Genomic DNA, 19646 nt, shown 5'->3' with positions numbered 1-19646 from the left:
GGCAAGTTGATCGGAGCATCCTTAGGTTTTTTCAGATTATGAAATAGCCAATACGTGCCAGGCTTCGCATGATGGAAATGTAAAAAACCGTTCCTCGTCATGGTCCGCGTCGTTCAGAATGGCTTCTGATGGAGGCGTCTATGCCACCCACTTTCTGTAGGATGTTTACCCCAAAATTGTCTGCACCAAGGTGCGTCATTCCTCACATCTTGCTGCGAGTACCTTTTGATGCCCAACGCATCCGAAAAACCCCTCTGCCCCTTGCTGGCCGCCCTGCGCCAAGGCACCGCCGCGTGTCATCGCGCGCTGGAGGCGCGCCTGCCGTTCTTTGACGAGCACTTCGACCACCGCGCCTACCAACGCCTGCTCGAGGCCTACTATGGCTTCCACGCGCCACTGGAACAGGCGCTGGCCGGCCATCTGCCAGCGCTCGCCCCGCAACGCCGGGCCAAGGCCCCGGCCCTGATCAACGACCTGCAGAACCTCGGGCTGAGCGCCAGGCAAATCGATGCCTTGCCCCTGTGCCAGGCGCTGCCGCGGATCACCGGCGATGCCCAGGCCCTGGGCGTCATGTATGTGCTGGAGGGTTCCACCCTGGGCGGTCAGGTCCTCAAGCGGGCCATGGCCGAGCGCCTGGCCATCGGCGCCGCCAATGGCGGTGCCTTCCTGGATGTCTATGGACCAGAGACCGGCGCGCTCTGGCGCCGCTTCCTGCATTTTCTCGAACATGCCGCCGTCTCGCCTGCGCAACAGGAGCACGCGGTTCAGGCAGCTATCGATACGTTCGCAAGCTTCGAGCGCTGGCTGGACAGGCAGGGGGTGCTGCTATGACAGCACGTCGCGACACCACTTTCGACCAGCTCCTGGCCAACTGCGCCCATGAGCCGATCCAGTACCCGGGGGCGATCCAGCCCCATGGCGTGCTGATGACCCTCAGCGAGCCAAACCTTGAGATCGTCCAGATCAGCGCCAACGTCGGCGAGCTGCTGGGCCTTGCGGCCGAGCAGGCGCTGGGCAAGTCGCTCACCGCCTTGCTCGGCGCGCGCTTGGCCAGACAGGTGCGCGCGGTAGTCGAGCAGGACCTGGACGAAGACCTGCAGCCCCTGACCCTGAAAGTCCACGGCCGTGTTTTCGAAGGCGTCCTGCACCGTCACGAAGGGCTGCTGATCTTCGAGATGGAAGTGCTCGCCCGTGGCAACAACGACCCACACAGCCACCTCAACCGCCTGCTGCAACGCCTGCAGGCAGCATGCAACCTGAACGAGCTGTACGACTTGAGCGTACGTGAGATCCAGGCCCTGACCGGCTACGACCGGGTGCTGATTTACCGCTTCGAGGAGCAAGGCCACGGCCAGGTCATCGCCGAGGCCTCAAGCCCCGGGATGGAGCTGTTCAAGGGCCTGTACTTCCCGGCCTCGGACATTCCCCCGCAGGCGCGCAAGCTGTACCAGAGCAACTGGCTGCGGATCATCCCCGACGCCGCCTACGTGCCTGTGCCGATCGTCCCGGCCATGCGCCCGGACACCGACAGGCCGCTGGACCTGAGCTTCGCCACCTTGCGCAGCGTGTCGCCGATCCATTGCCAGTACATGCAGAACATGGGCGTGCTGTCGTCGATGAGCATCTCACTGATCAGCGAGGGCAAGCTCTGGGGACTGATCAGCTGCGGCAACCGCGCGTCCCTGCATGTGCCCAGCAGCCTGCGCAGCGCTTGCAAGACCATCGGCCAAGTGCTGTCGCTGCAGATCAGCGCGCTGGAGGCGCTGCAACTTTCTGCCCAGTGCACGGCCAAACTCGACACCCTGGCGCAGCTCGGCCAGGCCATGCAGGACAGCCAGGGCAGTGTGTTCGATGGCCTGGCCGCGCAGCCGCAACGGCTCATGGCCCTGGTCGGCGCCAACGGGGTGGCAATTCTGGACGGCACGCAACTGCGCACTGCCGGCCTGTGTCCCGACCCGCAGCAGATCCGCGACCTGCACCAGTGGATCGAGGATCAGGGCGCACCGGTGTTCGCCTGCGACGCGCTCGGCAGCGCCTATCCGCCGGCCACTGACTACCGCGCCTTGGCCAGCGGCGTCCTGGCCCTGTCCTTGCCCAAGCCCGTCACCAACGGCATCCTCTGGTTCCGTCCGGAGGTCAAGGAAACCCTCAGCTGGAGCGGTGACCCGAGCAAGCCGCTGCACCTTGAGCATTCGCCGAATGGCCTACGCCTGCGGCCGCGGACCTCGTTCGAGATCTGGAAGGTAGAGATGGAAGGCATCTCGCGGCCGTGGACCCATGGCGACCAGTTCGCCGCCAACGACCTGCGCCGCTGCGCGCTGGAAATCGACCTGAGCCATCAGGTGCTCAAGGAACAAGCTGCGGTGCGCGCCCGTGACGAGCTGGTGGCCGTGGTCTCCCACGACCTGCGCAACCCCATGACGGTGATCTCCATGCTCTGCGGGATGCTGCAGAAGTCGTTCAGCGCCGATGGCGCCAACGCTTCGCGGCGTATCTCTTCGGCGATCAGCACCATGCAGCAGGCCACCAGCCGCATGAACGTGCTGCTCGACGACCTGCTCGACACCTCACGGATCGAGGCCGGGCGCTACACCATCGTCGCCAAGCCATTGAACGTGAGCCAGATCTTCGAGGAAGCGCACACCCTGCTGGCACCCCTGGCGAGCAACAAGTCCATCGAACTGTCGTTCCATGCCGAGCCTGGCCTGCACATCCATGCCGACCCCGAGCGGCTGTTCCAGGTGCTGTCGAACCTGATCGGCAACGCCATCAAGTTCACCGGCGCCGATGGCAAGGTGGGGGTCACGGCGACAGCCGAAGGTGAACACATCGCCTTCACCGTGCGCGACACGGGCAAAGGCATTTCTGCCGAACAGTTGCCGCATGTCTTCGAACGCTACTGGACGGCCCGCGACGGCAACCCCAGTGGCACCGGGCTGGGCCTGTACATTTCCCAGGGCATCATCAAAGCGCACGGCGGGTTGATCGAGGCGCAGAGCCAATCAGGCAGGGGCAGCACATTCCACTTCACCCTGCCCAGGCATCACGAGGCGGCGCAGCGCTGACAGGCCTCACACCAACGGCAGCACCAGCCCCCAACCTACCACCGCCGCGCCAAGCCAGACGGCGAACCGCGGCACATAGGGCAGCAGCATGACCAGCGTCAGCCCGGCCAGGGAAATCACCCCGAACCAACCGACCGGGCCCATGGCCCAACCCCAGGCCGCCACGCACAGCAGGAAGCTGACCCCCAGCGCGCTCCAGCCCAGCACCCGCAGCCCCTTGCGTTGCCAGGGCGCGCAGGGTTTGCCCCAGACCTGTTTATAATGGCGCTCCAGCCCCTGGCACAGCGCCAGCATCCCGCTGTAGGCGAACAACAACCCGCCCATGAACATCATCACCATTACCTGGCCTCCACTGTCTTGGCGCGAGCGCGCGCTGTGACCGGTTGATGTGCGGCCGCGGCGCAGCGCCATGCGGCCAATGCCAGCAATACCCCCAACAGCAGGCTGCTCAGTTCCAGGACAATCCGCAGGCGGTCGGCGATTCCGGTGAACGCGCCGAGCAGCCCCAATCCGCCACACAACACGGCCGCCAGTCCCAGTTGCTCGACCCAGGCCTGCCGCGCCGGGCGCACCCAGGCATGCAGGAACGACAGTGACCACAGCCCGAAGAACGCGCGCAGCTCCCAGCTTTCGCGGTGCGCCAGGTCGACCGGCAGCAGGCGGCTGGCCCAGAGCAGCCCGATGCACGCCACCAGGACCCCAGCCACAACGCCGACGTTGAAGACCTCGGCCAAGCGGTACCAGCGCCGCGCCGTAACATCAGCCGTGGCGCTGGCATATTTGCGGCCACGCTTGACGCAGAACAGTACCAGGCCGCTGGCGATCATCACGCAGCTGACCAGCCCGCAGACGAAGTACAGCCAGCGCATGAAATAGCCACCGAACTGGGCGAAGTGCAGGCCGGTCATCACCCGCTGGGTCAGCGGCGCCGGTTGCAGCGCTGGCACATCGCTGAGCAGCTTGCCGCTGACGCCATCGAAGACCAGGGCCTGGCCCTTGCTCAAGGCGATGCGGTTGCCCAGCTCCGGACGGAGCTCCACCCGCGCCCCAGCCGTGTTCGGGTTGCGGATATTCAACCCGCTGATCGGCCCCAGGCGCGCTTGGGCCTGGGCCAGCAGCGGCGCCAGCTCGACCAGCTGGCCAGGCTGCCTGGCCGCCTGGCGTGGCTGTTCAAGGCGGGCATTGCCCTGGGCCTGGAAATAGGCGCGGGTGTCGCCGGCAAACAGGGTGTCGACCGCAGCGGGCATGTAGATCAGCATGAAGATCACCAGCCCCGTGTAGGTGATCATCAGGTGGAACGGCAGCAGCAACACCGCGCTGGCGTTATGGAAGTCGAGCCAGGAGCGCTGCCCCTTGTCTGGCCGGAAGGTGAAGAACTCCTTGAAGATCTTCTTGTGGATGACGATGCCGGTGACCAGGCCCGCGAGCATCACCAAGGCCAGCGCGCCGACCACGAAGATGCCCCAGTTGCGCGGCAGGTTAAGGGTGAAGTGGAAGCGGAAGAAGAAGTTGCCGCCAACGCTTTCGCGCACCTGCACTACCTCGCCGGTCTGCGGGTCGAGCTGCACACCGCCGCCATGGCGACGATCGCCGGTGGACACGCGCAAGCCCGGGGAGCGCTCGGTGGGCAGGCTGATGCCCCAGTTGCTAGCGGTCGGGTGGTGTTCCTGCAGGTAGGCCACGGCGCGCTCTGCCGCCTGCGCGGGTGTTACCTGGGTAGTAGGAATCTCCGGGTGCATCCAGTGGTCGATTTCCTTGTCGAACACCGCCAGGGTGCCGGTGACGAAAATCGCATACAGCAACCAGCCGAAGATCAGCCCGGCCCAAGTGTGCAACCAGGACATCGATTGGGTGAAGGTCTTGCTCTTCATGTCATACGCCCCCTGCCTGCGGCCAGAACGCCACCAGCGCCAATGGCCCGGCCAGTGCCACCGCCGCCCAGGCCCGCCAGGCATCGCGACTGGCAAAGGCCCAGAGGATCGCCGCGGTGTAGAACACGAACGCCGGCAACGTGGCGACGATCACCGCATCGCTGGGCGACAGCGGCAGCACACGGGCCAGGAAGGCGGTGACCGCATAGGTGAACAGGTAGCCGCCGAGCAGCGCCGCGGCGCTGCGCGACAGGATCGACAACCAGGCAGGTGCAGTCTTGATCATTCGAAGGTCCTTTTGGGTGTTCATGCCATCGGCAGGCGCAGGTTCAGGCGCAGGCCAGGTTGGAGGTTCTCGGCCCAGAGCTCGCCGCCCTGCAGTTGCACGCGACAACGGGCGATGCTCAGGCCCAGGCCGAAGCCGTCGCCACCGGGACGGGCGGCGTCCAGCCGGGTGAAGGGCTGGAAGATGCGCTCCAGGGCCGCCTGGGACACGCCAGGGCCTTGGTCGTCGATCCACAGGTGCCAGTGGTTGGCGTGGCGTTGGCCGCCCAGGCTGACCTGGCCGCCCGCCGGCGAATGGCGGATGGCATTGCTCACGATGTTCTCCATCGCCTGGGCCAGGCCATTGAGGTGACCGCGCACCCTGCAGTCGGGCGCCAGCGTGGTGGGCATCTGTTCCGGCTGCCAGCCGCTCTCGAAGCAGGCGTTCTCGCGCACCACTTCCCACAGCGCATCCACCTCGACGACATCGGCCGCCAGCTGTGGCCGCACGTTATCCAGCCAGACCAGCTCAAGCGTGTCGTCGACCAACTGGCGCATGCCTTGCACTTCGCGCAGCAGGCGGTCACGCAGGACGGTGCAATCGCTCTCGTTCTCCGCCGCCATGTGCAAGCGCGTCAGGGGTGTGCGCAGTTCATGGGAAAGGTCGGCGAGCAGCCGCTGTTGCAGCACCACGGTCTGCTCCAGGCGCTCGGCCATGTGGTCGAAGGCCCGGCCCAGGTCGCCCAGCTCATCCTGGCGCCGGCTGATCACCGGGTCGACGCGGGTCGTCAGGCGATCAGCGCGCAGGGCATTGGCCTGGGCGCGCAGGTGCGCCAATGGGCCGATCAGCACGCGGTACAAGAGCACGCCCACCAGCAGCGCCAGCACACCGGGCAACAGGCCGTGGACCAGCACCTGCAGCAGCAGTGGCAAGGTGGAAGGCATGTAGCGCTGCGGCAATTGGAGTACCAGCGTGCCCGGCACCGACGGCAGCGGCACGCCAATGGCCGGCAGTTCGACCGAGCGCTGGCTCATCGGCCAGTCCACCTCTCTCATGAATGTCACGTAGCGCCGTTGGGCCGGGGTGAGTGGCTGGCTACTCAGTGACTCGAGCTGCGCGCCGATTACCAGGGCCCAACCGCCCTCGCGGCGCTGCAGCTCACTGATCCAGCGGTCGACGCCAGCGCGCCCTGCCTCCTGCCACGCCGCCTGCGCCTCGGCGGCATAGCCGCGCAGGACCTGGCGGGCTTGCTGGCTCAGGTGGTTGCTCTGGCGCTCCAGGTGCGCGCCGCTGTAGCGGCTGAGCCAGATCAGCAGCAGGCAGAAGACGATCAGCAGCACGCAGAGCCTCCACAACAGGGAGTGACGGCCAGGAAGGCGCAGGGTTGATAGTGGGTTCACGGTTCACCTTGACTATCCAGGGGCGCCGCACCATGGCGGCTTGCTCGCCGCTTCTGCTTCCGCTGCATGCCCGACACAAGAAAGCTGCCCTTGCTCGGTCGATGCGCAACCGAGCAAGGGCAGCCGGGGTACCGCTGGGTCAGGTCAGAACGAGATGTTCAGTGCGGCGAATACCGCGCGGCCTGGCTGGTTGTAGGTGTTGGCGCCCGCGCTGCTGGCGTTGCCACCACGATAGATCTGCTTGTCGAACACGTTGTTCACGCCCAGGCGCACGTCGTAGTGTTCGTTGAACTTGTAGCCGGCGCTGACATCGACCAGGCCGTAGGCTTCGACGTCCTGCTGGGCCTGCTCGTCGTAGCTTTCCTGGGTGCGATAGTTGTAGGTCGGCGATTTCTGCTTGCCGTAGTAGGTCCCCGCCAGCTGGAACGACAGCTGCTCGGTGGCGCGCCAGTCCAGGGTGGTGTTGACGGTATACTCGGGCACCACGCTCAGCGGCTCGCCGGTGTCGCGGTTGTCGTTGTTGAGCATCCAGGTCAGGTTGGTGTTCCAGTCCAGCGATGGGGTCAGCTCGATGAAGAAGTTGCCTTCCACGCCTTCGACCAGCGCCTTGCCGGCGTTTTCCCATTGGGTCACGCGGCGGCCGCCGTTGACGTCGGTGACCACGTCGGTGCCACCGATGATCTTGTTCTTGTAGTCATTGCGGAAGTAGGTCGCGCTGGTACGCCAGGTGCCGCGGTCGTACAGCAGACCGATTTCCTTGTTGACGCTGGTTTCCGGATCGAGGTTGGCGTTGCCCTGCAGGTAGCAGCCGCCGTTGTTGGTCTGCTGCACGCTGCAACCGTTGCCACGGCTGTAGAGCAGGTAGTTGGGGTTGTACTGGTACAGGTTCGGCGTCTTGTAGGCACGCGCGATGCCGCCCTTGACGGTCAGCTCGTCGGTGAGCTTGTGCGACAGGTTCAGGCTCGGGCTGAGGTTGTCGCCGAACGCTTCGTGATGGTCCAGGCGCAGGCCAGGAGTGATGGTGGTATCACCGATGACGATGTTGTCCTCGGCGAACAGCGCGTAGCTCTTGGCCGACATCTTCGTGTCACTACGGTCGAAGCCTGGGATCACGTCACCGGGGTTACCCGTGGGATCGAAGCTCTGCGCGCGGAACGAGCCCTGGTCGTTGAGTACCTCGTAAAGGTATTCGCCGCCGAGGGTCAGCACGTGGTCGGTGTTGCCCAGGGTCAGCGGCAGGTTCACTTCGCTAGAAAGGCGAGTATTGCGCAGGCGCGACATGTCGGCGCCGGAGTCGTTGATCGCGCCTTCCGGGCCACCGGCCAGGCCTTCGTTCAGGCGCCAGTTGCGCACGTACTCATACGACAGCGAGGTCCTGGTCGAACCCCAGGCGAAATCGCCCAGGTGGGTAAGGTCATAGGTGCTGCGCTGCATGATGTTGGTCTCCTTGCCGTACAGGCTGGAGATCAGGTCAAGGTTGCCGCCGGCGTTGCTGTTCATGGTGTCGCCGGCATAGAGGTTGCCCTGCCGGCTGTAGCCGCTGCTCAGCTCCAGGCGGTGCTCGTCGTTGAGTTTCCAGCTCAGCAGGCCGTTGATGTCCTTGTTGCGTACCCCTTCGCGCCCCCCGGCCAGCGCGCTGCTGGCGTGCTCGGCGTTGATGTCCAGGTCGTCGGCATCGGTCTTGGCCAGGCCACCGTAAAGCCGGAACGACAGGTCGTCGGTCAGGCCCCCGCTGAGGTTGAAGTTGGCGCGGCGGCTGGCGCCCTCGGCGCTGTCTTCGGGCAGGACGGTGAACAGGCTGACATTGCCCTTGAGCTCCTGGGTTGGACGCTTGGTGATGATATTGACCACCCCGCCCATGGCGCCGGAGCCATAGCGCGCCGCGGCCGGGCCACGGAGGATCTCGATACGCTCCACAGCCTCGGCTGGCACCCAGTTGGTTTCGCCACGGGTATCGCGGTCGCCGTTCCAGCCATAGCGCACCGCGTTGCGAGCGCTGGACGGCTTGCCATCAATGAGGATCAGGGTGTTTTCCGGGCCCATGCCGCGCAGGTCGATCTGGCGGTTGTTGCCGCGCGCGCCGCTGGCGCTGTTGCCGGACAGGTTGACGCCCGGCTCGCGGCGGATGATGTCGGAAAGGTCGTTGGCCGGCGGACGGCGCTTGATGTCCTCGGCGGTGATGATCGACGACCCCAGCGCCTGACGCGCTTCCTGTTCGGCGGTGACCCGGGTGCTCTCGATCACCAGGGCGCTGTCGCTGACCGGAATTTCCAGCACCTCACTGGATGGCACGTCTTCAGCATGAACCGAGGTCGCGACCATGGCTGGCGATGCCAGCGCGACAAAGGCCCAGGCCAGGCTATTGGGTGAGGTTCTGGACTGCATTTCTACGTCTCCGTGTATTCATGAGCAAAAGGCAAAGGCCGGCGTCGACAAGCCAGCAAGCCGATGCCCACTGGCCTCAAGCGCTGCTTGGGGTAGCCACAGGGACGGTAAATATAGTGATTCTCAAATAGGTTTAAATCTTATTTACGAAATTTACATCTTGCCGGGGAACTCGGTGCAATTACCGTAACGCCATGACATTTGGTAATGCTCTGTGCGCGTCACGCAGCCAATGGGTTGGACAATCCCCTACCGGGATAGCATCGACTACGTGACCCCGTTGCCAGCAGGGCCATGTAGCGTTCTGACGTTCACATTGCCGCTTAACCGGCCAGGACCGCTTGCACCACACACTCGGCCATGGCCTGGCGGGTCTGCAGGGTGGCGCTGCCCAAGTGCGGTTGCAGCACCACGTTGTCCAGCGCCAGCAGCGCTTCGGGCACTTGCGGCTCGTGCTCGAACACATCCAGCGCGGCACCACCGAGCCGCCCGGCGACCAGACGCTCCACCAGTTGCGCTTCATCGATCACGCTGCCGCGGGCGACATTGACGATCACCCCCTGTGGCCCCAGTGCATCAAGCACCCGCGCGTCGACCAGGTGGCGCGACGCCGGTCCGCCAGCGGCGGCGACAATCAGGATGTCGCTGGCCTCGGCCAGCGCACCCAGGTCGTCATGGTAGGCATAGGGACAGTCCATCAGCGGTCGCCGATTGTGGTAGGCCAGGCTGACCCCGAAGGGTTGCAAGCGCTCGGCGATCGCCCCACCAATCTTGCCCAGCCCGAGAATCCCGACCCGCTGCCCGCGCAGGCTGGTACCCAGCAGCGGGAAGCCTCCCTCACGCCAACGCCCGTCACGGACGAAGCGGTCCGCCAGGCAAACCTGACGCAGCAGCGCCAGTACTAGCGCAACAGCCTGGTCGGCCACCGCATCGGTGAGGATGTTATCGGTGGTGACGATACGAATGCCCCGGGCACGCGCCTGCTCCATATCGATCCTGTCGGTGCCTACGCCGTTGACCGCGACCCGTTCCAGGTTCGGCAGGCTGGCCATGAGTTGCGGATCCACCCCCTCCCCGCCATTGGTGACCAGTATCCTGAAGCGCTGCGGATGGTCGCCCAGTAGCGCCTGTTGCTCGGCCCGGCTGTGCGCACGGACCAGATGGAAATGCTCGGCCAGCCGCGCCTCATATGGCGCGAGCAAGGGTGCCAGCATCAGCAGTTCAGCTTTCATCGATGCTCCTTAATTGGCCTGACGCCAGGCCCCTGGTACAGAGAATCATGCCGTCTCCAGCTTGAGACCGGCGGCCGACTCGCTGTCACCGCGGCTGAGCATCGCTGCCGGAATCGACAGGATCAACAGCCCGCTGACGAACAGGCACAAGCCCAGCACATAGGTGCCGTTGTTGATGTTGCCAGTGAGTTCCTCTGCCACTGCGGTAATCATCGAACCGGTGAAACCGGAGAGGTTGCCGATGGCATTGATCATGCCTATCCCGGCGGCTGCGGCAACGCCGGACAGCACGGTGCCGGGCAACGTCCAAAAGATTGGCATGAGGCTCAGGATCCCGGAGGCGGCGACGCTGAGGAAGATCACCGAAAGCACCAGGTTGTCAGCGAACAAAGCGCTGAGGATCAGGCCGCAACCGCCGATGAAGGCCGGGATCGCGGCATGCAGGCGACGCTCGCCAGTACGGTTGGAGTGGCTGGCGTTGAGCAGCATGGCCACTACCGCCACACCATAGGGGATGGCGGTCAGCAGGCCAATTTCAAGGCTGCTGGTGATGCCGGCGCTCTTGATGATCGAGGGCATCCAGAAGGCCAGGCCATAGAAGCCGGTATTGAAGGTCAACAGGATGAACACCAGCAACCAGACCCGCGGGTTGAAGAACACCTCGCTCAGGCGCGAAGCCTTGCCGTGGTTGTCCTGCTGCAGGTTGGCCTTGAGCAGTTGCTTCTCTTCGGCCGACAGCCAGTGGGCCTTGTCGATGCTGTCGCACAGGCAGGTGAACACCACGACCGCCATGATTACCGAGGGGATGCCTTCGATCAGCAGCATCCACTGCCAGCCGGCCATATCGTGCCAGCCATTGAGGCGGGTCATCAGCCAGCCGGAGAGCACGCCGCCCAGGGTCAGACTGATCGGCATGGCGATCAGGAACCCCGACATTACACGGCTCTGCCGTTGGGTCGGGAACCAGTAGTTCAGGTACAGGATCACGCCTGGGAAGAAACCGGCTTCACAGATCCCGAGCAGAAAACGCAGCACATAGAACATGGTGCTGGCCTCGACCTGAAACAGCTTGGCCAGCGGCACGGTAAAGGCCACAGCCATCGAAATGATCGCCCAGGTGAGCATGATCCGGGCAATCCAGAAACGTGCGCCGTAACGGTGCAGCAGCAGGTTGCTCGGCACCTCGAACAGGAAATAGCCCCAGAAGAACACGCTGGCGCCCAGGGCGTAGACGGTGTTGCTGAACTGCAGGTCGTTGAGCATGTCCAGCTTGGCGAAACCGATGTTGACTCGATCCAGGTAGGCGGCCATGTAGCAGAGCAGCAGAATCGGCAGGATGCGCAGAATGACCTTGCGGTAGGTGCGGTCTTCGAAGTCCGGATCTCGGGACAATGAGGTCTGGGTGTGCATTTGAGTGACCCTTGGGCATGTCGGCATGCCTGATTGTTGTTATTGATCGGATACCGGGCGCCAGGCGCCCGGTAGTGTAGCGGTCAGTGGATCGGGTCGCGGCTAGGCTGGCCATCGACCAGGCGCATCAGGCCCAACGGGTTGGCATCGTGCAGTGCCGGTGGCAGCAGCGCCTCGGGGAAGTTCTGGTAGCACACAGGACGCAGGAAGCGATCGATCGACAACGTACCGACTGAAGTGCCACGGCTGTCGGAGGTAGCCGGGTACGGGCCACCGTGAACCATCGCGTCGCAGACCTCGACACCGGTCGGGTAGCCATTGATCAACAGGCGTCCAGCCTTGTGCTCCAGCAGCGCCACCAGGTCGGTGGCCTGGACAAGCTCGCCTGGCTCGCCGAGCAGGCTGGCGGTCAACTGGCCACCGAGGGCCTGGAGGGCCTGGAGCAATTGCGCATGATCGGTCAGTTCGACCACGACGGTGGTAGGCCCGAAGACCTCCTCCTGCAGCAGCGGCTCGGCATCGAGCAAGCATTGCGCATCGGCCTGGAACAGTTGTGGCCAGGCCTGGTTGCCCTGCTGGTCGGCACCCGTCAGGTGCTGAACGCCGGAGTGCGCCTTGAGTTCGGCCACGCCATGGGTGTAGCTGCGCAGGGTGCCGGCGTTGAGCATGGTTTGGGGGGATTGGTCGGCGATCTGCGCCCCCAGTTGCTCGACGAAGGCACTGAACTCGGGCGAGCGGATGCCCAGCACCAGGCCCGGATTGGTGCAGAACTGCCCGCAACCGAGAACCACCGAGGCTGCGAGTTCGCGAGCAATGGCCTCCCCGCGTACGGCCAGGGCCTGGGGCAGGACAATCACCGGATTGATGCTGCTCATCTCGGCAAACACCGGGATCGGTTTTGGCCGTGCAGCAGCCAGATCACACAGGGCACGGCCGCCCTTGAGCGAGCCGGTGAAGCCCACGGCCTCAATGGCGGGGTGCTTGACCAATGCTTCGCCAACGCCGGAACCGAAGATCATGTTGAACACCCCAGCCGGCATCGCGCAGCGCTCGGCGGCACGCAGAATCGCTTCGGCCACCCACTCGGCTGTGGCCATGTGGCCACTGTGGGCCTTGAATACCACTGGACAGCCTGCGGCCAATGCCGCCGCGGTGTCGCCGCCGGCCGTGGAAAACGCCAGCGGGAAGTTGCTGGCGCCGAATACAGCGACCGGTCCCAGGCCCATGCGGCACTGGCGAATGTCCAGGCGCGGCAATGGCTGGCGCTCGGGCTGAGCGCGGTCGATGCGCGCGCCCAGGAAGTCGCCACGGCGCAGCACCTGGGCGAACAGCCGCAGTTGGCCACTGGTGCGGCCCCGCTCGCCCTGGATGCGGGCGGCCGGCAGTGCGGTTTCACGGCAGACAGTCTGGATGAAGTCCTCGCCCAAGGCGTCCAGCTCGCTGGCGATGGCGTCGAGGAATTCGGCGCGGCGCTGCGGCGCCAGCGCGCGGAACTGCGGGTATGCTGCGGCAGCAGCCTGGGCAGCGGCCTCCACTTCCTCGGCGGTGGCCTGCTGGAAGGCAATAGGCAATGGCTCGCCTGTGCTGGCATCGATGCTGCGCAAGGTCTGGTTGCCGGCAGCGCTGCGGCGCCCCCCAATAAAGTTGTGACCAGCGTGTTGAGTCATGGACGCTCCTGGAACTCGTTGAAAAGACTGGTCGCTAATCTAGGCAGGCGAGCGATTCTTTCCCAATGGCATTTGTGGATCGAGCGATAACGACAGGCTATCGAAAACCGTCGCTGCGTCCACGGCCCTTACGGGCATCGGCCATGAGGATCTGCGCGAACTCCAGGGCCGAGCCGACGAGCGGCTCGCCTTTGCGGGTGAGGATGCCGTAGTCCTGCGGCACCAGATGCAATGGCGTATCGAGCGTGCGCAACAATCCGCTGCGCAGGTGAGGCTCGACCATCGCCTGCGGGAGCATGCCGATCATCGGGCCACCCTGCAGCACATTGAGGAAGGTCTGGGTGGAGATGGTGTCGATGGTGTTGCGTGGCACGGCCACGCCTGCTTCTGCGAAGGCGCGCTCCATTCGCCCGCGGATCGGCGTGCCTTTGGGGTAGAGGATCCATGGCCAGTCGAGCAGTTGCTCCAGGCTCACAAATCCAGCATCGGCTAATGGATGGTGATGGTTGACCACGAAGCAGAACGGCTCCGGCGCCAGAGGCTGGAAGTCGAAGCGCTGGCGCTGGGATTCGTCGGTAAACCGCGCCACGGCCAGGTGCAGGATCTTTTCATCAAGCATGTGCATCAGGTGGTCGCTGGTCTGCTCCACCACCTCGATCGACAACAGCGGCCAGCGCTGCTTGATCTGCACGACGGCATCCGGCAAGACCACGGCCGTGGCGGCGAAGATCCCGCCGACCTTCAGATGCCCATGCCCGCCCTCGCGCAGGCTACCGATCTGGTCCACGAAGTTGCGCGCATCGTTGAGCGCGACCTGCGCATAGCGCACCACCTGCTCGCCGAGGGCGGTGGGGGGCATGCTGCGTGGCTGACGTTCGAACACCGCGAAGCCGAGCAGGTTTTCGATCTCCTTGAGCATCTTGCTGATCGCCGGCTGGCTGAGGTTCATCTGCTGCGCGGCCAAGTGCATGTTGCGGGTGCGCCCGAGCGTGTCGATCAGTACGAGGTGGCGGAACTTGAGCCAATTGCAGAAATGGGAGAACGAGAGGTCCGACATGGGAATCCGCCTTTGGTGTAATAACGTGTTGTTATCATATGGTGAAAATATGCCATTGGAGTTTATCGCCAGCGTTACCTAGCGTGCAGCTTTTACCGATCAGGAACGCCACGACATGCCGCTCACCCTTACCCCTACCAACACCCTACCCAGCGACGGCTTCACTGGAACGCTGATCGGTCGTGCCTGGATCCCTGGAAACATTGCCGGTCCATCGCCGATCGTGCTGCGCGCCGATGGCGTGTTCGACCTGTCGCAACGCTTCGCGACCCTCAGCGAACTGCTCGAAAGCGATGATCCACTGCAGGCGCTGCGCAGCACGCCGGGTAGCTACCTCACCAGCATCCAGGAGCTGCTGGCCAACACGGGCCCCCATGCCACTCCAGACAAACCCTACTTGCTGGCGCCGCTGGACCTGCAGGTGATCAAGGCCGCCGGGGTGACCTTCGCAGCCAGCATGATCGAGCGGGTGATCGAGGAGCAGGCCGGTGGCGACGCCGCCAAGGCCGAAGCGGTGCGTGCCACCGTGCGCGCGGTGATCGGCGACAACCTGCGGGCGGTCAAGCCCGGTTCGGACCAGGCCATGGCGCTCAAGGCGCTGCTGATCGAACAAGGCATGTGGTCGCAATACCTCGAGGTAGGTATCGGACCCGACGCCGAGGTGTTCACCAAGGCGCCTATCCTCGCCGCGGTCGGCAGCGCCAGCCTGATCGGCGTACACCCGGGCTCGCAATGGAACAATCCCGAGCCCGAAGTGGTGCTGGCAGTCGACAGCCGCGGACGCATCCACGGCGCGACCCTGGGCAACGACGTCAACCTGCGCGATTTCGAAGGTCGCAGCGCCCTGCTGTTGAGCAAGGCCAAGGACAACAATGCTTCCTGTGCCATCGGCCCGTTCATCCGCCTGTTCGACGAAAGCTTTGACCTGGACGCGGTACGCCAGTGCGTGGTCGATCTCAAGGTGCAAGGTGAAGACGGCTTCGTACTGGCCGGCGCCAGCTCGATGGATCAGATCAGCCGCGACCCAGAAGATATCGTCCGGCAGACGCTCAATGCCAACCATCAATATCCCGACGGTTTCCTGCTGTTCCTCGGCACCCTGTTCGCCCCCACCGCCGACCGCGATAACCCCGGCGCCGGCTTCACCCATAAGCCGGGCGACCAAGTGAGTATCAGCAGTCCACTGCTGGGCACGCTACACAACCAAGTCACCACCAGTGATCAGGCTACGCCCTGGACCTTTGGTGTCAGCGCATTGATGCGCAACCTGGCCGACCGCGGACTGCTGCAGCGCTGAGCATCCCCTCTTGACCACGAGACTCATCCATAACAATAAAAGCGAGGCTTGATATGCATACAGAGGCCAAGGTCTCCCCGACGCCCGATCCGCGCCAGCTGCGCCGGGCAATCTACACCGGCGCCATCGGCAGTGCTCTGGAGTACTACGATTTCGCGATCTATGGACTGGCCTCGGCGCTGGTCTTCGGCCACATCTTCTTTCCGTCGCTGGGTACCACCGGTGCACTGCTGGCGAGTTTCGCCACCTATGGCGCCGGCTTCCTGGCACGGCCATTCGGCGGGCTGTTCTTCGGTTCGCTGGGCGATCGCAAAGGGCGCAAGCTGGTGCTGCTGCTGACCATCGCGCTGATGGGAATCGCCACCACCCTGATCGGCCTGCTGCCCACAGGCCCGGTGGGGGCCGTGCTGTTGGTGCTGTTGCGCCTGTTGCAGGGGTTCGGCGCCGGTGCCGAGCAAACCGGCGCGGCAACACTGATGGCCGAACTGGCCCCACGCGAACGACGCGGCTTTTATGCCGCTCTCCCCTTCATTGGCGTATTCAGCGGCCTGGCGCTGGCAACTATCACCTTCCGCGTGCTGCAGGCATCGCTGACCCAGGAGCAGTTGCTCGATTGGGGCTGGCGCCTGCCCTTCCTGGCCAGCGTGGTCTTGATCGGCATGGCTGTCTGGATTCGCCTCAAGCTCAAGGAAAGCCCGGTGTTCCAGCAGCTGAGCCAGAGCCAGCATGTCATCGAATCACCGATGCGTGCGGTCCTGCGCAATGCCCGCCGGCCACTGGCGGCCACCACCCTGATGCGCATGGCCGAAACCGGTTGCTCAACCCTCTACACCACCGTTTCGATCGCTTTCCTCGCCGGCTTCGCCAGTCGCCACCTGGGTGACAGTGGCGCCAACATCACCGGCATCGGTACCGATGCGGTGCTGGCGGCGAGCATCCTCAGCGTGCTGACCACACCCCTGTTCGGCGCGCTTTCGGATCGCTTCGGTCGACTGGTGGTATACCGCGGCGGCGCGTTGTTCTGTGCGCTGTGGGCCTATCCGGCGTGGTGGATGATCGACAGCGGCGACCCAACGCTGGTCTGCATCGCCGTCGTCGGGGGCTTCGCCATTGGCGCCAACAGCATGCTGGGCGCCCAATGCGCGCACTTCACCGAATTGTTCGGCAACCGTTACCGCTATTCCGGTGTAGCCTTGGCGCGGGAAATCGGCGCGATGCTCTCCGGTGGCCTGGCACCGATCCTGGGGATATTCCTGGTTGGCATCGCCGGTGGCGCCTTCTGGGTACTGGCGCTCTACACAGCCGTGCTGGCCTGCCTGACCCTGATCGGCACATTGCTGTCGACCGAAACCCGTGGCCGCGACCTGACCGACCTGTCCGATGCCGTCGGCAGCGGCGCTGCCGCCACCACCCATAGTTCCGCTAGCGTGCCGGCCTGACAACGCTAATACCGCGCCCTTCAAGTGCAAGAGAGACAGACATGAGCACCACCTCGAAACGCCCGTTACGCAGCCAGCAATGGTTCAACGACCCGACCCATGCCGACATGACCGCGCTATACGTGGAACGTTACATGAACTATGGCCTGACCCGTGAGGAGCTGCAATCGGGGCGGCCAATCATCGGTATCGCCCAGACGGGCAACGACCTGACGCCCTGCAACCGCCACCACCTGGAACTGGCCCAGCGGGTCAAGGCAGGGATTCGCGATGCCGGCGGCATTCCGATGGAATTCCCGGTGCATCCAATCGCCGAGCAGAGCCGCCGGCCGACCGCCGCGCTGGACCGCAATCTGGCCTACCTGGGCCTGGTGGAAATCCTCCATGGCTATCCGCTGGACGGCGTGGTCCTGACCACCGGCTGCGACAAGACCACCCCCGCCTGCCTGATGGCCGCCGCCACTACCGACTTGCCGGCCATCGTGCTGTCCGGCGGACCGATGCTCGATGGCCATCACAAGGGTCAACTGATCGGCTCCGGCACCGTGCTATGGCACGCCCGCAACCTACTGGCCGCCGGCGAGATCGACTACGAAGGCTTCATGGACATGACCACGGCCGCGTCGCCGTCGGTGGGCCACTGCAACACCATGGGTACGGCCCTGTCGATGAACGCCCTGGCCGAAGCACTGGGCATGTCCCTGCCTGGCTGCGCCAGCATTCCCGCGCCCTACCGCGAACGCGGACAGATGGCTTACGCCACTGGCAAGCGCATCTGTGAGCTGGTTCTGCAGGACGTACGCCCGTCACAGATCATGACCCTGGAGAGCTTCGAGAACGCCATCGCCGTGGCTTCGGCCCTGGGTGCATCGAGCAATTGCCCGCCACACTTGATCGCTATCGCCCGGCACATGGGCATCGACCTGTCACTGGACGACTGGCAGCGGGTCGGCGAAGACGTGCCGCTGCTGGTCAATTGCATGCCGGCCGGCAAGTACCTCGGCGAAGGTTTCCACCGCGCCGGCGGCGTGCCGGCAGTGATGCATGAGCTGCAGAAGGCTGGGCGGCTGAATGAGCACTGCGCCACGGTCAGTGGTAAGACGATCGGCGAAGTGGTGCGCGATACCGTGACCAGCAACGCCGAGGTGATTCTGCCATTCGAAGCGCCGCTCAAGCACCGCGCCGGTTTCATCGTGCTCAGCGGCAACTTCTTCGACAGCGCGATCATGAAGATGTCAGTGGTCGGCGAGGCGTTCCGCAAGACTTACCTGTCCGCACCGGGAGCGGAAAACAGCTTCGAGGCGCGGGCCATCGTTTTCGAAGGGCCAGAGGACTACCACGCGCGTATCGACGACCCAGCGCTGGATATCGACGAGCGTTGCATCCTGGTGATCCGTGGCGCCGGTACGGTCGGCTATCCCGGCAGCGCCGAGGTGGTCAACATGGCCCCGCCCGCGGAACTGATCAAGCGCGGTATCGACTCGCTGCCCTGCCTGGGCGATGGCCGCCAGAGCGGTACCTCAGCCAGCCCGTCGATCCTCAACATGTCACCGGAAGCGGCCATCGGCGGTGGGCTGGCATTGCTGCAGACCAACGACTGCCTGCGTATCGACCTCAACGCCCGCAGCGTCAACCTGCTGGTCGACGAGGAAGAACTGGCTCGCCGCCGCGCCGCTTGGCAGCCTAGCATCCCGCCGTCACAGACGCCCTGGCAGGAGCTCTACCGGCAACTGGTCGGGCAGCTCTCCACCGGAGGTTGCCTGGAGCCGGCGACCCTGCACATGAAAGTGATCGCCCGCGAAGGTGGCATGCCACGGCATTCGCACTGAGGTCCAGTCGGGCCTCTGAGGGTAGATAAGGCCAAGGAAGGCCAGCCTCTCCCCCAGTTGCCCGACAACCGGATGGGCTGCCCTTCGCGCATGCCGCTATAGGTTAGCGATACCCCACTTGGCGTATCGACCCTAGTGTCCTGTCTCGGAAATACGTTCTCTTTTGGCGAGTGGCTTGGGTGTTCGGCCAAGGCGCCGCGACGAGTCATAGCAGGGCTATGGCGAGGAGTGGCAACGCCGGCCGGGCGCCCAAGACGCCGCCAAAAGTGAACAGCTTATTTCCGAGACAGGACACTAGTTGGTTAAGCCACGGTTCTCTGCGCCGAGCAGTTCGAGATTTGCCTGGGCTGTGAGATCGGCTGGACACTCATCAGTTGAAACTTGCATTCACTCTCTCGAGCAGCCCATCAACTGTCTCACCCGAAAGATCAAGGCCTTCAAGCAAGTCATTTGCGTTCAACAAATCCTCACCTGCAATGAGCGCTGACACCGCGACCATCGTATCGGTAACAGGCATCGCGATTCCGGCAATCTTCCCAATAGCCGCCATGAAGATTAGCCCGTAAGGCACATCTTCCCAAAGATAGCGTGTATCCACCGACGTGGGTCCCGGCGGACCGCCTCGCTTGCGATGAAGCTCCGCTGCGACACTGGGCAAACCCGACGCGGCGACATCAAACGAGTTCCGAAGCTTTTGCTCGAACTTAGGGATGCTCCGATCAACTTGCT

At 64.3% G+C, this 19646-nt stretch carries 15 protein-coding genes; 5 read left to right on the top strand and 10 right to left on the bottom strand.

Features of this window, described 5'->3' with window-relative positions; all coding sequences use genetic code 11:
* The first annotated feature begins 228 nt into the window (after positions 1–228).
* Both G7007_RS20620 and G7007_RS20615 read left to right on the top strand, forming a co-directional pair.
* A complete protein-coding gene (locus tag G7007_RS20620) occupies positions 229–831 on the top strand; it encodes a biliverdin-producing heme oxygenase (RefSeq protein ID WP_181104796.1) in 603 nt (200 codons plus the stop codon).
* Positions 828–3065: an ATP-binding protein gene (locus G7007_RS20615; RefSeq protein WP_181104794.1), complete on the top strand. Its 2238-nt coding sequence runs from the start codon at positions 828–830 to the stop codon at positions 3063–3065. The genes G7007_RS20620 and G7007_RS20615 overlap by 4 nt, the downstream gene beginning before the upstream one ends.
* 6 nt (positions 3066–3071) lie before the next feature.
* Here the strand turns inward: G7007_RS20615 and G7007_RS20610 are convergent, their stop codons facing one another.
* From G7007_RS20610 to G7007_RS20570, 9 genes are all read right to left on the bottom strand, one after another.
* On the bottom strand, positions 3072–3404 hold the full coding sequence (locus tag G7007_RS20610; protein WP_181104785.1) for a DUF3325 domain-containing protein: 333 nt from the start codon (positions 3402–3404) through the stop codon (positions 3072–3074).
* Positions 3404–4936: a PepSY-associated TM helix domain-containing protein gene (locus G7007_RS20605; RefSeq protein ID WP_181104783.1), complete on the bottom strand. Its 1533-nt coding sequence runs from the start codon at positions 4934–4936 to the stop codon at positions 3404–3406. The genes G7007_RS20610 and G7007_RS20605 overlap by 1 nt, the downstream gene beginning before the upstream one ends.
* 1 nt (position 4937) lies before the next feature.
* Positions 4938–5222 (bottom strand): iron transporter, encoded by a 285-nt coding sequence (locus tag G7007_RS20600; RefSeq protein WP_181104781.1) that lies wholly within the window; start codon positions 5220–5222, stop codon positions 4938–4940.
* Positions 5223–5242: 20 nt separating this feature from the next.
* The gene (locus G7007_RS20595; protein ID WP_308852319.1) at positions 5243–6541 is read right to left on the bottom strand and encodes a histidine kinase sensor domain-containing protein; all 1299 of its coding nucleotides are present in this window, start codon (positions 6539–6541) and stop codon (positions 5243–5245) included.
* 204 nt (positions 6542–6745) lie between these two features.
* Positions 6746–8986, bottom strand: a complete 2241-nt coding sequence (locus tag G7007_RS20590) for a TonB-dependent siderophore receptor (RefSeq protein WP_181104779.1) — start codon at positions 8984–8986, stop codon at positions 6746–6748.
* 323 nt (positions 8987–9309) lie between these two features.
* Positions 9310–10218, bottom strand: a complete 909-nt coding sequence (locus G7007_RS20585) for a 2-hydroxyacid dehydrogenase (protein WP_181104777.1) — start codon at positions 10216–10218, stop codon at positions 9310–9312.
* Positions 10219–10263: 45 nt separating this feature from the next.
* Positions 10264–11628: an MFS transporter gene (locus G7007_RS20580; protein ID WP_181104775.1), complete on the bottom strand. Its 1365-nt coding sequence runs from the start codon at positions 11626–11628 to the stop codon at positions 10264–10266.
* An 83-nt stretch (positions 11629–11711) separates the two neighbouring features.
* Entirely contained in the window at positions 11712–13295 is a 1584-nt protein-coding gene (locus tag G7007_RS20575) for an aldehyde dehydrogenase (NADP(+)) (RefSeq protein WP_181104773.1), read from the bottom strand.
* Positions 13296–13392: 97 nt separating this feature from the next.
* Positions 13393–14352: a LysR family transcriptional regulator gene (locus G7007_RS20570; protein WP_181104771.1), complete on the bottom strand. Its 960-nt coding sequence runs from the start codon at positions 14350–14352 to the stop codon at positions 13393–13395.
* Positions 14353–14467: 115 nt separating this feature from the next.
* Here G7007_RS20570 and G7007_RS20565 point away from each other — a divergent pair, with 115 nt between their 5' ends.
* From G7007_RS20565 to G7007_RS20555, 3 genes are read left to right on the top strand one after another with little or no spacing between them, the layout of a single operon-like run.
* Positions 14468–15649 carry a fumarylacetoacetate hydrolase family protein gene (locus tag G7007_RS20565; protein ID WP_181104769.1) on the top strand — a complete coding sequence of 394 codons (1182 nt, stop codon included), beginning with the start codon at positions 14468–14470 and terminating at the stop codon, positions 15647–15649.
* A 53-nt stretch (positions 15650–15702) separates the two neighbouring features.
* Complete coding sequence (locus tag G7007_RS20560) at positions 15703–17088, top strand: MFS transporter (protein WP_181104767.1); 1386 nt, start codon at positions 15703–15705, stop codon at positions 17086–17088.
* 41 nt (positions 17089–17129) lie between these two features.
* Positions 17130–18917, top strand: a complete 1788-nt coding sequence (locus G7007_RS20555; RefSeq protein WP_181104765.1) for an IlvD/Edd family dehydratase — start codon at positions 17130–17132, stop codon at positions 18915–18917.
* Between the two features lie 370 nt (positions 18918–19287).
* Here G7007_RS20555 and G7007_RS20550 read toward each other — a convergent pair.
* Positions 19288–19646, bottom strand: a 359-nt coding sequence (locus G7007_RS20550) for an NAD/NADP octopine/nopaline dehydrogenase family protein (protein WP_181104763.1), incomplete at its 5' end; no start/stop codon positions are given.

It is taken from the genome of Pseudomonas entomophila, assembly GCF_013523125.1.
GTDB lineage: Bacteria > Pseudomonadota > Gammaproteobacteria > Pseudomonadales > Pseudomonadaceae > Aquipseudomonas > Aquipseudomonas entomophila_B.
This window is presented reverse-complemented; position numbering and strand designations above follow the sequence as displayed.